Annotated in this window: 11 protein-coding genes; 1 reads left to right on the top strand and 10 read right to left on the bottom strand. The window is 43.1% G+C overall.

Annotation, left to right across the window (positions count from 1 at the left end; all coding sequences use genetic code 11):
- Window positions 1-334 precede the first annotated feature (334 nt).
- The 9 genes from ACEN9X_RS03915 to ACEN9X_RS03875 form a co-directional block, all read right to left on the bottom strand.
- Window positions 335-1,165, bottom strand: coding sequence for an amidohydrolase family protein (locus ACEN9X_RS03915; RefSeq protein WP_413669174.1), 831 nt, complete (start codon window positions 1,163-1,165; stop codon window positions 335-337).
- Window positions 1,152-2,003 carry a fumarylacetoacetate hydrolase family protein gene (locus tag ACEN9X_RS03910; protein WP_413669173.1) on the bottom strand — a complete coding sequence of 284 codons (852 nt, stop codon included), beginning with the start codon at window positions 2,001-2,003 and terminating at the stop codon, window positions 1,152-1,154. The genes ACEN9X_RS03915 and ACEN9X_RS03910 overlap by 14 nt, the downstream gene beginning before the upstream one ends.
- 12 nt (window positions 2,004-2,015) lie before the next feature.
- Window positions 2,016-3,305: an alpha-L-fucosidase gene (locus ACEN9X_RS03905; protein ID WP_413669172.1), complete on the bottom strand. Its 1,290-nt coding sequence runs from the start codon at window positions 3,303-3,305 to the stop codon at window positions 2,016-2,018.
- A gap of 12 nt (window positions 3,306-3,317) precedes the next feature.
- The gene (locus tag ACEN9X_RS03900) at window positions 3,318-4,082 is read right to left on the bottom strand and encodes an SDR family NAD(P)-dependent oxidoreductase (protein WP_413669171.1); all 765 of its coding nucleotides are present in this window, start codon (window positions 4,080-4,082) and stop codon (window positions 3,318-3,320) included.
- A 235-nt stretch (window positions 4,083-4,317) separates the two neighbouring features.
- The gene (locus ACEN9X_RS03895; RefSeq protein WP_413669170.1) at window positions 4,318-5,979 is read right to left on the bottom strand and encodes a UxaA family hydrolase; all 1,662 of its coding nucleotides are present in this window, start codon (window positions 5,977-5,979) and stop codon (window positions 4,318-4,320) included.
- A 46-nt stretch (window positions 5,980-6,025) separates the two neighbouring features.
- Window positions 6,026-7,378, bottom strand: coding sequence for an alpha-L-fucosidase (locus tag ACEN9X_RS03890; RefSeq protein ID WP_413669169.1), 1,353 nt, complete (start codon window positions 7,376-7,378; stop codon window positions 6,026-6,028).
- Between the two features lie 12 nt (window positions 7,379-7,390).
- The gene (locus ACEN9X_RS03885) at window positions 7,391-7,723 is read right to left on the bottom strand and encodes an L-rhamnose mutarotase (protein WP_091222812.1); all 333 of its coding nucleotides are present in this window, start codon (window positions 7,721-7,723) and stop codon (window positions 7,391-7,393) included.
- A 373-nt stretch (window positions 7,724-8,096) separates the two neighbouring features.
- Window positions 8,097-10,520 (bottom strand): ABC transporter permease, encoded by a 2,424-nt coding sequence (locus ACEN9X_RS03880; protein WP_413669168.1) that lies wholly within the window; start codon window positions 10,518-10,520, stop codon window positions 8,097-8,099.
- A 127-nt stretch (window positions 10,521-10,647) separates the two neighbouring features.
- Window positions 10,648-11,526, bottom strand: coding sequence for an AraC family transcriptional regulator (locus ACEN9X_RS03875; protein WP_413669167.1), 879 nt, complete (start codon window positions 11,524-11,526; stop codon window positions 10,648-10,650).
- A 132-nt stretch (window positions 11,527-11,658) separates the two neighbouring features.
- Between ACEN9X_RS03875 and ACEN9X_RS03870 the strand changes: the two genes are divergently transcribed.
- Window positions 11,659-12,927: a hypothetical protein gene (locus tag ACEN9X_RS03870; protein WP_413669166.1), complete on the top strand. Its 1,269-nt coding sequence runs from the start codon at window positions 11,659-11,661 to the stop codon at window positions 12,925-12,927.
- 325 nt (window positions 12,928-13,252) lie between these two features.
- On the opposite strand, the gene ACEN9X_RS03865 is transcribed toward ACEN9X_RS03870, so the two are convergent.
- Complete coding sequence (locus tag ACEN9X_RS03865; RefSeq protein WP_413669165.1) at window positions 13,253-16,102, bottom strand: TonB-dependent receptor; 2,850 nt, start codon at window positions 16,100-16,102, stop codon at window positions 13,253-13,255.
- Window positions 16,103-16,344: the final 242 nt, after the last annotated feature.

Below are 16,344 nucleotides of genomic sequence, written 5' to 3'. Positions count from 1 at the left end.
CCATGTGTACATATAGCTAAATGTGTGCCACACTTGTATCAGACGTTGGATGTTGCCTTATTATTACATTTATGTTGATATTTAATTGATTTATAATGAAATGAACCAAACGCTATGCTATCATATTGATAATAGAGCCTATCGTTTTGAAATAAATAATATACAGTACCGTTTAGTGATTTTAGTACAGTTGCGAGATGTCGTAAAAGTGCGGGATTTGATGGGATTGTATAAACGCTAAGTAGTAATTTAAAAAAAAGCGGCCGTGAGGACATGGCCGCGGGTAGCTCATTTTTATCCCCCGATCCGTGTCCCCACGGATCGCATCATCAATTTATAAACCATAAAACGCTGTCGTATTCCCGCCAAAAAATAATTCCTGCTCCGTTGCAGACAGTCTTTCGGCGTAAAGGTTCATCACCTCCATAGTTTTTTCATAGCCACCGGCCAGCAAACATACGGGCCAATCAGAACCGAACATTACCCGGTTGATACCGAAAGTGTTGAACACAATATCGATATATGGAATGAAATCAGCAGCCGGAGTGTTATGCCAGTTGGCTTCAGTAAGCAGCGCCGATACTTTGCAATATACATTCGGATAGCTCGCCAGCTTTTCAATATCCTGCTTCCAGCCGTCAATTTTCCCTACTTTGATGTATGGCTTAGCCATATGATCAAGCACAAACTTTTGATCCGGAAATTCGGCCACCAGTTGCGCGGCATACGGCAGGTGGTTAGGGAAGATCAGGATATCATAGGTATATCCATGTGCACCCAATGTAGCTATCCCTTTTTTAAATTGCGGATCGAGCATATACTGCTCATCCGGCTCCGACTGTAAGATATGCCTGAAACCTTTAAGCTTTTCATACTTTTCAAAATGATGCAACCTGTCTTCCAGGTCACCAGCTTTCAGGTCAATCCAGCCTACCACGCCTTTAATGAATGGGTTAACAGAAGCCAGATCTAACAAAAACTCAGTTTCTTTTTCCGACTGATCGGCCTGAACTGCAACGCAACCATCAACGTGGTGTTTTTGTAATACAGGTAACAGGTCTTCGGGATAAAAATCCCGGCCTATTACCTGCATATCTTCAGTGATCCAGCTGTCCCTTACCGGGTTGTATTGCCAGAAATGCTGGTGTGCATCAATTTTTAGCATAAGCTACCAGGTTTTGTTTCGATTCGCCTAAACCTTCAATACCCAATTCAACTACGTCGCCTGCTTTTAAATAAATTGGCGGCTTCATGCCCAAGCCAACGCCTGCGGGGGTACCTGTTGAGATAACATCACCCGGCAGCAAAGTCATGAACTGGCTGGTGTAGGAGATAAGGTGAGGCAGGTTAAATATAAAATTTGAGGTGGTACCATCCTGCATAGTTTCGCCGTTAACTTTTAACCAAAGGCGCAGGTTATGTGGATCGGCAATTTCATCCTGCGTAGCCAAAAACGGGCCAAGCGGTGCAAAGGTATCGCAACCTTTACCCTTATCCCAGGTACCATTACGCTCCAGTTGAAACTCACGTTCGCTTACGTCATTGTGCAATACGTAACCGGCAACGTAATCCATTGCTTCAGCTTCTTCCACATAAGATGCTTTTTTGCCGATAACCACAGCCAATTCCACTTCCCAGTCGGTTTTAACCGAGTTTTTAGGGATCATGATATCATCAAACGGACCAACAATAGCGGTAGTTGATTTCATGAAAATCACCGGCTCGGGCGGGAGGGGGGCATTGGTTTCTTTAGCATGGTCGGCATAGTTTAAACCGATGCAAACCAGTTTTGAAGGGCGTGCGATAGGGCTTCCTAAGCGTACACCTTCGGCAACTTCTGGCAGCAGGTTATCTTTTATAAAATCAGCAAGACGGCTAAGTCCGTCGGTTTCGAAAAACTGTTCGGTGTAATCTTCGCCAAAGGCTGATACATCGTATCTTTTATCGTTCAGTATAACTCCCGGCTTCTCTTTACCTGGCTCGCCAAATCGTATAAGTTTCATATTATCGTTGTATTAATTAGTTGTCAGTTTAATAATAGTATCATTAGGGTCTGTTGCAATGCCGTTAAGATATACAAACACTCCCTCAGTTTGTTGTTTAAATTTTACTGTGCTGCCATCGGCCAGTAAAGCGGCTTTAGTTACTTTACCTTTTAATTGCGGAATGAAGACATACGGCTGTTGCGGCAGTGTCATTACATGCACATAAAGGTTTTTATCTTTTTGGGTGATAACGCCCCACGGTTGTGCCGGGATACCGCTGCCACGGGTACCATAAATAGCCTCGCCGTTCTTTTGCACCCATGCGCCAACAATAGCCAGCGTATCGGTAAATTCAGGCTGAATTTTACCGTTTGGCATAGGGCCGATATTTAATAAAAAGTTAGCATTTAAGCCAGCTGCGTTCACCAGGTAATGGATAATGCGTTTGGATGATTTAAAACTCCTGTCGGTAATGTTAAAGCCCCAGCTATTGTTAATGGTTTCGCAGGTTTCTAAAGGCAATGTGCCGATCTTTGATTTACCGCTGAAACCAGTGGTATTGGCTCCGGGCAGGTCTTTTTCAAACATCTGGAAATCTTCGCCCTCTTTAGGCTCGAGGTGGTGATTGTTGCCTACCAGTATGGCAGGGTTCAATTTATGGATCAAACCATAGATCTCGTCATAATGCCAGTTAACATCGCGCTCCCAATGGCCATCAAACCAGATGCCTTTTACACCGGGATATTTGGTGATCAATTCGGTAAGTTGGGCTTTCATGAAATTGATGTAGCTGTCCCAGTCGCCGTTTACAGGTTTACCGTCTACTATCGGGCTGCCAAAAGCATAATCTTTACGTCCCCAATCAAGCAATGAATAATAAAAATGTAGTTCGATGCCTTCTTTAACACATTCCTGTGCCAGTTCCATCAACGGGTCTTTATGGTAAGGCGTAGCATCAACAATATTATATGACGATGCCTTGGTACCGAACATACTGAACCCATCATGATGGCGCGAAGTAATGGTAATGTACTTCATGCCCGCTTTTTTGGCGAACATTACCCATTCATGGGCATTGAAAGCCTGCGGGTTAAAGAAGTCGGCCAAGCGTTTATAGCTATCATAGGGGATATGCTTTTCGTTCATCACCCACTCGCCGGCACCAAGCTCACTGTAAATGCCCCAGTGAATAAACAGCCCAAACTTCATGTCCTGGAAGTTTTGCCTTGCGGCAAGGTTATCGGCCGTTGGCGTGTAGGTTTGAGCGCCCGCGCGTACAGCGCCAAGCAGCATACCCATTAATAATAGCTTTTTGATCATATAAATCAGGTTTTAATTGTTCAGGGTGATAAAGCCGCCATCAATAGGGTAATCGGTACCGGTAATAAAACCAGCTTCGTCCGAACACAGGTAAAGCGCCAGGGCCGCAACCTCTTCCGGTTTACCCATCCTGCCTATCGGCTGACTTTTTGATAGTTTTTCAAAGATCTCATCCTCACGGCCCGCATAGTTTTTAGCAATAAACCCATCCACAAAAGGTGTATGAACCCTTGCCGGCGAGATACAGTTACAACGGATGTTATCATGTAAGAAATCGCGCGCTACAGATAAGGTCATGGCGTGGATAGCGCCCTTGCTCATAGAATAGGCAAACCTGTCGGTAATACCTACGCTTGCAGCAATAGAAGCAGTGTTCAGGATCACACCACCACCATTATTTTTCAATACCGGGAGAGCCGCATAAAGGCAGTTGTAAGCGCCTTTAACATTGACGTTAAATACGCGCTCAAAATCCTCGGTACTGGTATTATCTGCCCTGCCGATGTGCGCAATGCCTGCGTTATTGATTAGGATATCTATCTTACCTATTTTGGTAAAAGTATCAACCACCTGCTGTTGATTGCTCACATCACACGCATACCCGGTTGCTTTTCCGCCGGCTGCAGTTATTTCGGTTACGGTATCGGCTGCTGCCTGGTCGTTTAATTCGATGATATGAACTTCGGCGCCTTGCTGTGCAAATAATACCGCCATAGCCTTGCCTATGCCGCTGCCGCCGCCTGTTACAATTACTGATTTATTGGTTAGTTTGAACATAAGTATCTTTTAGTTTTTGTGTTCGTCATTGCGAGGCACGAAGCAATCGTACGAAAGCATAGCCGCTCTGTATAGCATGCGATTGCCGCGTCGCTCCCTCGCTCAGCCTTTCTTGCTCCTCGCAATGACATATTTAAGATCTTCAATTTCTTGCCGTTGTTGGTGTTGTCACCAACAACTTTATACTTCACGCTAATCAAAAGCCCTCTCCCTTTAGGGGAGGGTTTGGGTGGGGTTATAACGACACCCCTCTCTTCCACGGAATAAAATCATCCTGGCCAAGTTTTACCGATTTAGGTTCCGCCTCGCCGCTGGCTACTTTTATTACATAGTCCAGGATCCGCTCGCCGGCCTGTTGGATAGTTTCAGTACCTTCAATGATGGTACCGCAATTAATATCGATAATATCGGGCATACGCTGATACATGGCCGTATTAGTTGATAGCTTAATAACCGGGGTAACAGGGTTACCTGTTGGCGTACCCAAACCTGTGGTGAACAATACGATATTGGCACCTGCACCTACTTCGGCAGTAGTGCTTTCTACATCGCTGCCAGGAGTACATAGTAGGTTTAAACCAGGTTTGGTTACTTTTTCAGGATAATCCAAAACTGCAGTTACCGGTGATGTGCCGCCTTTTTTTGCTGCTCCTGCCGATTTAATGGCATCGGTGATCAAGCCATCACGGATATTTCCCGGCGATGGGTTGGCATAAAAGCCAGAACCATCGGCCTCTGCACGGGCATTGTAGGTGGTCATGAGGTGCATGAAGCGGTTAGCTGTTTCTACGTCAATACAGCGGTCGCTCAGTTCCTGCTCCACACCGCAAAGCTCCGGAAATTCTGAAAGGATCACGGAGCCGCCCATGGTAACCAGCAGATCTGATAAATACCCCAATGCCGGGTTTGCCGAAATGCCCGAAAAACCATCCGAACCTCCGCACTCCAAACCAACACACAGTTTTGATAAAGGTGCTGGCTGACGGGTAGTTTCATTGGCCTTCACCAAACCAGCAAAAGTTTGCTTCAAAGCCTGTTTCAACAGTTCGCTTTCGGTACCTACTTTTTGTTGCTCCAATACAACCAGTGGCTTGCTGAAATTAGTATCACGTTTGGCAATTTCATTTTGTAAAATGCTTACCTGTGCATGCTGACAGCCTAAACTTAATATAGTTGCACCAGCCACGTTGGGATGGGTAACGTAACCGGCTATTAATCCGCAAAGCGCGTCAGAGTCTTCACGTGTACCGCCGCAGCCCAGGCTATGGCTCAGAAATTTGATCCCATCGATATTTTTAAATAAGCGCTTGGCGTTTGGCTTATCTTCAGTGGCCTGAATATCCGCATTCAGAATTTCCTCCACCGATTTACCGGCCTGGTAAAGCTCCATCAGCTGCTCAACATCGCCCTCATAGCTCTTGGCTTTTTTATAGCCAAGCTTATCAACTAACGCTTCTTTCAATACGTTAATGTTCCGGTTTTCGCAGAAAACAAGCGGTACCACTATCCAGTAGTTGCCTGTTCCAACCGAACCATCAGCACGGTGATAGCCCATAAAGGTTTTGCCTTCAAAGTTGGCAGTATCGGGCTGATGCCAGTTTAGTTTACGCTCGCCAAGGTGGAAACCTTCGGCAGCGTGGTGTACGTTTTCGGTAGTTAATAACCCCCCCTGCGGTATAGTTGCAGATGCTTTACCTACCAGTACACCGTACATGTAAATCTCTTTATCTACCGGTAGTTCATTGATAGCAAATTTGTGCTTAGCCGCTACTTTATCTACCAGTGTAAAAGTTTGTCCATCAAACGTGATAACGGTACCCTGCGGCAGGTCCTGAAGGGCTACCAGTACGTTATCATGCGGATGGATCCTTAAGTATGTTTCTTTTTGTGTTGACATTATTGTATATGATCGGTCCTTTTTTACAAGGACAATATTTTTTTGCTTATTGCTGAAGCGTAAGTTCAATTACCGGTATTTCATACGGCGGTTTTTGCGCAGGCAGTGTTAATTCCAGGTCGTCACCGCTTCCATCTTTATATAAAAGCTCTGAACTATCGTTCAAAAATTGAGCGTATTTGATCTTCCCTTTATAACCCGGCAGTATCAGTTTGCCTTGCGGATAGCTGAACAAATGTATATACAGTTTACCCGCAGCTTTGTTATAAGTAAGTTTGGTTCCTTCGGGTATTTTATAGCTGTCGGGAGCAAAAGTACAGTTGTATACCGATTTGCTGTTGGCATGCATCCAGTAAGCAAGGCTATCCAAAGCGCGGGTAGCACGATAATCAAACTCACCACGTGCAGTAGGGCCAACGTTCAGGATCAGGTTGCCGCCATTACTCACTGAAGTAATTAACAGGTCGAGCAGTTGACGATGGGTTTTCCAGGTGTTTTCGTCGCGATAGTATCCCCATGAACCTGAAAAAGTTTGGCAGGTTTCCCAGGTTTTGCCGCGGTATTTAGCCAGTTCCGCAGTACTTACCTGTTCAGGGGTTTCAAAATCGGCACCATCTTTATATTCTTCCAGGTTCAGGCGGTTATCTACAATAATACCGGGCTGTAATTTTCTAATCAGTTTAAGCAACTCAACTGATCCCCACTCGTCTTTACCTTTACCGTGCCCATCTTTACGGGGGAATGAGAAATCAAGCCACAGGATATCAATTTTACCATATTTGGTTAACAGCTCGGTGATCTGATCGCGCATGTATTGACGGTATTTTGCCATATCACGTCCTTTGTTCAGCTTAGCGTATGATGCGTCACTTTTATCGGCAGGTGATTGCGGATGGATCTCATCAATAGTATATTGTGGGTGGTGCCAGTCTAACAGCGAATAATAAAAGCCCACTTTTAAACCCTGAGCGCGGAAAGCGTTCACGTACTCGCGTACCAGGTCGCGTTTGGCTTTGGTGTTTGGTGCTTTATAGTCGGTAAATTTTGAATCGAACAGGCAAAAACCTTCGTGGTGCTTGGTGGTTAGCACGGCATATTTCATACCGGCTGCTTTGGCTTGCTTAGCCCATTTTTGCGGATCGAAAAGATCGGGGTTAAACTGATCAAAATATTTCTGATAACCGGCATTATCAATTTTTTCGTTGTGTTTTACCCATTCATGCCTCGCAGCCTGAGAGTATAAGCCCCAGTGAATGAACATCCCAAAGCGGTCGTCCTTCCACCATTGCATGCGTTTTTCTTTTTGGGCATCGGTTTCGGTGCCTATCATTTTTTGTGCAAATACCGATGGGGCCATCAGCAATACAAACATCAGCAGTAATTGTAGTTTTTTTAGCATTGCTATTCTATTTTATAATGAGAAAACTTTATCCATTAAAACCCATTTGGCACCCACTGGCGCATTTTTTACCGGCGACTGGTAGCCCCACATCAAATCTTCCCACTCCTGCACCTTGGGATTTGCCGCGTCCATTGCTGCCGATTTTTCAAAGCTGAAAGTATCATCAACCTCCATGATCATAAACATGCGGGTATCAAAACGGTAGATCGCCATATTGGTGATTCCCTTGGCAATAATGCTGTCATGAATTTCGGGCCAGATGGCTTCGTGATGTTTTTCATACTCGGCAATGAGTGCCGCGTCGTCTTTCAGATCGAGGGTTAAACAGTATCGTTGGCTCATAGAATAGCTCTCAAAAAAGTTTATATCGGTAATACAAAGAAATAAGGTTTGGGGCTAAATAATTATCGGAAATCAAACAAAACGTTCAACTATTTTGGCATAGACCGCTGATGAATTTTTGATTACGCTGATGACGTTGATTTTTTCTGAACCTTGATTTTTAGGATTTTGAGATTACCGCGATATCGTCTGAACCGGGATTTGGGAGGATTGATCGTCTGAACCGGATTTTACCGGAGCTTTGTCTGAACTCGAATTTATTGAATTAGGGAATTAACAGAATGCTAAGCAAATTCAATAAATTCTTTAATTCAATAAATTCGAGTTCAGACACAAATCCCAACAATCCTCTAATCCTAAAAATCAGGGTTCATTATCCATCATTCCTCAACGAACTCGTCGGGTTAGCCAGCGCAGCCCTGAAGGTTAAATAAAACGTAGTCGCTACTGCAATTGCCACCAGCGCGAAAACCGGCACAACAAACTGCCACCAGGTTAGCTGCACCCTAAAGGCATAGCGGTTAAGCCATTGGTTAATGAACATATACGCCAGCGGAATAGCAACAAGACTTGATATAAAAATGAGCTTTACCACATCCCAGGTAAGCAGGGAGATGATATTTTGTACCGATGCGCCAAGCACTTTACGTACGCCAATCTCTTTGGTGCGGCGGGCAGCCGAATAAGCTGTTAAACCGAACAGACCAATGCAGGCAATAAATATAGCCAGCGAAGCAAACAACGTAAATACGTGGCCAAACTGGGTATCCTGGGCGTACTGGCGGTTGTAAAAATCGTCAAGAAAAAAGAAATCGAAGGATGATTCGGGAAAGGTATTATTCCAGGTTACTTTGATGTTATCAACCATCTGGCGCATATTGCCTCCATTTACTTTTATCGAAATGTAATCAGCAGGGATCCACGGCAGTTTGGGGTCCATGAACAGGATAACCGGGGTATAGTTTTTTTGAAGCGATTGCTGATGGTAATCCTTTACTACGCCGATAACCTCGTTGGGCTCTTTATCCAACGTTTCAATCCATACCTTTTTGCCTATGGCATCCTGCGGCGATTCAAAACCGAGTTGTTTTACGGCAGCTTCGTTCATCACTAAACCAACAGAATCAGTCGGGCGGTTTTTATCAAAGGCCCTGCCTGCTATTACCTGTAAGCCATATGTTTTAATAAAATCATGATCGGCACGCAACATTTCGTAAGTACGTTCTTCTGATTTAGGTGCGCCAAAACGCCTGTCGGCCAAAAATTTGCCCACTTCCTTACCCGGTACAGCACCAGAAAGCGTAACAGCGTTAACTCCGGCAATTGCCTGTAAGGTAGTTTTAAAGCTGGCCGTTTTTTGATTGTAATTTGGCGTATTTACAGGCATTTTTACCACAATGGTTTGGTTGATATTAACCCCGGTGTTTTGGCTGTTCATGTAAACTATTTGCCTGTACACTGCAAAAGTGCCTGCAATGAGCAATACCGAAGCCATAAACTGGAAGGCTACCATTCCGCGGCGTAATAATACACCGTTTTTTGAAAACGAAAACCGCCCCTTTAGCACGGCTATCGGTTTCATACGGGCAAGCACAGTTGCCGGGTAAATGCCCGAAAGCAGGATACTACCAACAAATACAGCCGCCAGCTTCAAATACAAAGCGCCATCAAACAATAAACCGTACGAACCTTCCCCGTATAAATAGTTCATGACGCCATAACGACCTGCCAATACCAATATCAATGCAACTGCCAAAGCCGCCATGTTGATAATTACGGACTCGGTAAGGAACTGCATAATGAGTTGAGGGGCATGCGCTCCACTCACCTTGCGGATTCCTACCTCCCGCGCCCTATCAACAGATTTGGCGGTAGCCAGGTTGATGTAATTAATGCAGGCTATAAGCAAAATGATATAAGCTATAATGCTCAGAAAATCTACAGCGAAACGGTTGCCTTTTACTTCGATTTCATTGGGTTTGGCCGGGTTTAAATGGATTTGTGTAAACGGCACAAGTTTAATTGTCCATTTAAGATCCTTTAAAGAAAGACCGGTTTTATAACGCTCGGCCAGTGCCGGAAATTTGGCTTCAACCGTTGCGGGGCTGGCATGTGGTTTTAGCTTTACGAATGTGTAGCTTTCATGCAGGTACCAAAAATCCTTTTCAAACTTAGGTATGGTAGCCCATGATACCAGGAAATTGAACTGCATGGTTGAGTTAGCCGGCAGATCCTTAAACACACCTGTAACCATGCAGTGGTAACTATCACTCAGGGTAGTAATATCCAGGGACTTGCCCATTGGGTCGGCATTGCCAAAATATTTTTTAGCAGCCGATTGGGAAATTACTATCGAGTTAACTTCATTAAGCGCAGTAAGTTTATCACCCTTAAGCATTGGGTATGCAAAAAAGTTAAAGAAATTGCTGTCGGCAAAGCAAACATGTTCTTCCCTGAATTTGATGTTATTGTATTTAACAACCCGCTCGGCATTATGCCAATCGATACGGGCATATGATTCAATTTCGGGGAAATTGGCTTTCATTGCAGTGGCGTAACCATTGGTGCTGGTAGGCCAGCTGTCGCTGAGGTTATCGCCACGGTAAAACTGGCTCTCCACCCGGTAAATGTTTGCTGCATCCGGGTGCATCCGGTCAAAGCTTTTTTCAAAATTTACGTACGCGAATATCAGTATGAATGCCGCCATGCCCAAGGCAAGTCCCGTAATATTGATAAATGCATAGGTTTTATTTTTAACAAGGTTTCGCCAGGTAACAAGCAGGATGTTGCGTATCATATTGTAAAAGGTTGAGGTTTACAATATAGGGATCAGAATTTTCAGAATTAAAGAATTTTCAGAATATCGTTACACAACAATTTAAAACAGTCAATTCTGTCAATTTCAAAATTCTGCAAATTCTGATTCAGACCCCCTTCTTTGTAAACTCCTTCTGGTACATCAGCGGACTTTTACCCGTTACCTGTTTAAAATGCTTATGGAAGGTGGAAAAGTTATTAAAACCGCTGTCGTAGCAAAGCTGCTTAATATTGAGCTTATTTTCGATGAGAAGCTTACAGGCGTAGCCCACTTTTATTTCAATTACAAACTGCGAATAGGTTTTGCGCGTTTTTGATTTAAAGTACCTGCAAAAGGAATTCGCGCTTACACCGGCAATATCGGCAATTTCTTCCAGGTAGATCTTTTTGCGGAAGTTACGTACCGAGTACTCATAAATATTATTGAGCCTGTCGCTTTCCGATTCGTTATGATCGTATTTGAAGCCAATTGAAGTTAGATAATTAAGTGGTGAGCTGCCTGCTATGGTATTCAATGCTTTAAGCAGCATGATGATCCTTTCGGCACCATCGGTATTGAGCATTGCGGCTAAAATAGAGGCTACCTGCTTTTTTGTTTCACCGGTTATTTGCAAGCCACGTTTGGAACGTTCAAGCAGTACCTTTATTAGTTTGTTTTCGGGGAGCTGAAGAAACTGATCGCCCCAAAAGTTTTCGCAAAAATGCACCACAACCGTGTCAACCGGAACCTGGTCGCTGCCATTATTAAAGTACATATCGTCAAAGCGCCAGTAATGAGGCAGGTTTGATCCAACCAGCACCATATCGCCGTCTTCAAACTGTTTAATGCTATCTCCTATAAACTGCGTTCCGCCACCTTTGATAAAATAAATCAGTTCTAATTCGGGGTGGCAATGCCAGCGGTTATTGATATCCGGTGATATATCATGCCTTACGCTAAAGGAATGCGCAGGATCGGCAGAAACTTTAAGTAAAAGCGGCTTCATTCAGTTTTATTTACAAACAATGGGCTAAATGTAGTTAAAAACTGTAAAAAAAGCTTATTTTTCAGAAAAGTGTATAATTTGTTCTTTTTTAACATTATTTTCAACTACCAATTAAACCCGAACCAATTTGCAATGAAACCTAAGTGTCTTTTAATTTCACTATTGATCTTATTTCCATTTTTTTCAAAAGCCCAAACCAATTTCAGGCCCGGCTATGTTATTGCTATTAATGGGCAAATTATTAAGGGTTTTATTAATGAAAAAGAATGGGATGCCAACCCGGCAGATATTAATTTTAAAACCTCATTAAGTGCACATGAAGCACAAAACTATACAGCTAATGATATTAATTATTTCGAGATAACCAACTCAGTAGCTTACCAACGTTACAGTGGTTTTATCAGCACTGATGAAACCAATATCGCAAAGCTGCCCACCGGGCGCGACTCGAGCAAAAAAATGGATATTGTGTTTCTGAAGCTTCAGCAAAAAGGTCCAAATGTCTCTCTTTATTCTTACAACGACGCTATTAAAATGCGATATTTTATAGCAGATAATAAAGCTGGCAAAACTTTTGAGCTAATATTCAGACAATACTTTATCCCAGAAATGGGAACAGCTACGCATAACGAAAACGAGTATGTACCTCAATTGTATGACCTGGCCGCAAAATACAATCCTGGTTCGGCCGAATTGAGACAGCTGATAGAAAACGCACGTTACAATCTATCTGATTTAAAAAAGATCTCGCAAAACATCAATAATCTTGAAGTTGATAATAACAATTATGGAACATCGTCGTCAATAGATTTTTTTGCAGGAACGGGGGCTGACGCTACCACCTATAGTTTTTCGGGTAACGGCCCTTTTTATGATAAAATACCTAATCAAACATCTGTTGGACCTTTTGTAACCGCCGGCTTCAACTTTTACCCGAATGCATCCGTAGGCAGATTTGCATTAAGGGCCGAGGTTCTGTATACATCAAGTTCTTACAAAACCGAGGTTAATCTATACTACGCCCAACCAGATAAGCCTAAAGCCACGTACAGGCTTAAACAACATGAAATAGGTTTTAGTCCACAGGTTTTATATTCTATATACAATACTAAGGCGGTTAAAGTTTATGTCGGGGCCGGTTTTATGGTTAATTTAACCAGCTACAGTGGTAACACTACCACCAATAATGCTGATCCATCGCAGGTATTGGTAAATGTACTTGTATTGGATAAAAGATGGTTGTCGTATCCGGTTAAGGCTGGCTTGATTTTGAATAAAAAGCTGGAAATTGCATTGTCTTATACTTTTCCTTCATCCATAACAGGTATAGCATCAACCTCAACAAGCAATTATTCGTTCAAAATCAGTAGTATTAAAGGTGGTTTAAACTATCATTTTTAACAGGTGAAGCACCGTCAGAATAACATTAATCAATAATTAAAGCATGTTAGTATTTTAAAAATTGTGATTTATTTAAATAAAATAATCGCATTATTTATTTAAGGCTTCTTCATTATTAATATAAAAAATCTAAAATACTACAACCAGAATAACCTACTTAACGTATAATTAATAAAAAAGGGGCGTCCCGTATCTCACCCCGGAACGCCCGCAGTTATCTTAAGATAACATCAACTAAATCTCAGATCATCATGTTTTCGATCTGAACTCTCCATCTTTCTCAGGGATGGGAAGGTTTTTAATATTTTATGAACCTTGCCACTCATTAAAACGGTGGCGGTCCGCCGGGGCCGCCACCAGGAGGTGGACCACCTGGTCCGCCACGTTCCATAGTTGGCCTTTTACCGGCAAATTTCTGTAGCTTAAGTGTAAAGGTCAACAGATAGTAACGACCCAAACGGTTACTATTGGTTTGAGTGATGTAGCTGCCGTTTTGAGTAGTGGTATACCCGGTATTTTCATTAAATACATCCATTACCGAAAAACGTAACGTACCCGCGTTGCCTTTCAAAAAGCGGCGCTCAACGTAGGTGTTCAAAATATTAGGATTGGTAGCACCGGTATAGCCGTAATAGATCATTTTTGAATAATCATAGCTCAAAGTCCAGTCTTTGAAGTAGCTTTTGCCGTTAAGGCCCAGATTAAGGGTTTGGAAGTTGCTGTTAACGTTTGCCTGCTTGATTGAATTGCTTGAAGTGTTAACGCTATAAGTAGTGCTCGCCTCGGCATCAATAACGTCGGTAATGCTCACCCTAAAGCGTGCGCCTTGAGATAACACCAGATTTTTGGCTATATTCTTCTCGGTTGTCATGTTATAGGTAGCAGAGTCGACATTACTTATATATGAGACGTTGTTATTGTACGAAATGTTACCGATCATGAACAAATTATATTTTCTTTTTTGCCATGGCTTGGCAAATACATAAAATCCCTGTGCCGAATAATAACCATCGGCATTTAAATACTGGGTTAAGATACTTCCCGCCAACTTGCTGTTTGGTGCATAAGTTTTAGGATAAGTAATGGTATTGGCTACTATTTTATTGTCCGTTTTAATGAACGACAGGTTGCTGAAAAACACATTACCGCTTTCAAAATTGAACTTATTGTACTTTAATGACAGGGTATTGTTGAACTCCGGCTTCAGATCCGGGTTACCCTGTACCGGGTATGATGCATTACTAAAATCGGTAACAGGTTGCAGCTCCGTATAAGTAGGCTGGTTGCTGCTGCCGTTATAATTTAAACTAAGCGATTGACTGCGCGAAAAGTTATAGATGAACCTGGCAGTAGGTGCCCAGTTAAACGTATTGTTATTAGTAGTAAATGGTGTACCATCAACTATCGACGATCCTTTTAACAGCGTAGGCTGTGCTACTACACCTAAAGTATAGTTATATTTTTTGTCGATAAAGCGATAGTTAAGCCCGAACCGGTTGGTAACAAAGGTTGAATTATAGTTATTGCTCAGCAAATCGTATCGGTTTATGTTTCCGTCGTCAGCCAGGGTATCCGTTGCCCTGTCGGCAGTGGTGTAGGCGTAGTGGTAAGCATAATTAAGCTCCAGGTAGCCTTTTTTGCTGATAGGCTCCATGTATGATATGGTAGTCCCCACGCTATCGGTACGGCTATTGGTATTGATGAACTGGTTAAGGGGGGCATTGCGGGCGCCATCAATATAGGTATAAACCGGGTTTTGATATTTGTTAATGGTATAACTGCCAGCACCAACATTTACGCTAAAGTTACGGCCATGACTATTAAGCTTGTGGTTAAACAAAACATTAACACCATAATTAGGCTCGGTTGATTTACTGAGGTTGGCGAGGCTATAGTTTGATACCATTTCCGAATTTCGGAGCAGCAAACTGGTAGCATCTGACGTGGTGTTGGTACTGGCGTAAGCATATGTTGGCGTGATTTTTACATAATTCACCGTATCGGGTTTGTATTCGATGTTGAAGTTTACGCGGTGGTTCAGCTTTTCGTCCTGCTGGTTATTGGTTTGCGTATTGGTACTCGGGTTGGTTGACGAAAGGTTATTTTGAATAGTGCTGCTGATGGTGTTTACCGAATTATCGGCAAAACTGTAACTACCATAAGCGGTAATCTTCTTGCCCCAGCTATCGCGGTAATTAAATCCGAATGAACGTGCTGTAGTGATCCCGTTTGATGAATTGCTGTTCCCTCCCGGAGGCCCACCCGGACCGCCGCCTCTCGGGCCACCGCCGCCAAAGGTGAACAGGTTGGTATTGGTATTATTCAGGTTACCTAAAAATGCCAGTTGCCTGTCGCCGTTAAAGCTAAATACATTAGCCGATGCCACATACCTGTTGCTCTCTTTATCACTTGATACACCGGGAATAGCGTCGCGTCCGCCGCCAACACTGGCCTGGCCAAAGTATCCGTAATTTTTATTTTGCTTAATGGTGATGTTCAATACCTTGTCGGGCTCTCCTGTTTTTATGCCTGTAATATTGGCCTGATCGCCATAGTCATCAATGATCTGGATATTCTGCACGATATCGGCAGGCAGGTTTTTAGTGGCTGTTTTAACATCGCCGCCAAAAAAATCCTTGCCGTTAACACGCACTTTGGTAACGCTTTTACCCTGGGCGGTGATGTTACCGTCCTTATCAACGTCCATGCCCGGCAATTTTTTAATTACATCTTCAACAGGAGCATTATCACGTACTTTATAGGCATCGGCATTAAATTCAATGGTATCCTCTTTAAGCTTTACCGGGTTCACATCTGCAATAACTACGGTTTTCAGCATAGTGGTTTCTATCTTCAGGATAACCGGAGGCAAACTGGCCGGCTTGTTATCATTAGCCAGCACAAACCTGCGCCTGAGCGGCTGATAACCTATCGAACTAAAAATCAAACTAAACTGGCTTACCTTTACGTTGTTAAACGTAAAGGTACCATCGGCACCTGTAATAACGGTGGTACTATCGGTACCGGTAAGCATTTTTACGCTGGTACCGGCAACCAGGTAGCCGGTAGAGTCTTTTACGATACCTGTAATCGTACGGCCGGGGTCGGCTTTTGCGTTAAGCGGTATTGTAAACGCTAAGGCAATAATTACTGCTAAGGAGTATAGGATTTTCATTTTTTTGCTGATTAACAGCGACAAAACAATAGCATTAATTTTAGTGTAAAAAACATAATAGACAGGCGCTGTTTATATATAGATGGGGTACCGCTTTTTACCTATAAAGGCGGATAGTTAACCTATGAACCACTAATGAAAGTCTTTAAAGATCAGATCAAAGCGCTCATCGGTAATTTTTGCCTCCCGGGCGATTATGGTTGTCTCAAAGCCTTACTGATTTGTAATATTGCTGAATTATA

Origin of the sequence: Mucilaginibacter sp. Mucisp86 (assembly GCF_047324315.1) — a bacterium.
Taxonomy (GTDB): Bacteria; Bacteroidota; Bacteroidia; order Sphingobacteriales; family Sphingobacteriaceae; genus Mucilaginibacter.
This window is presented reverse-complemented; position numbering and strand designations above follow the sequence as displayed.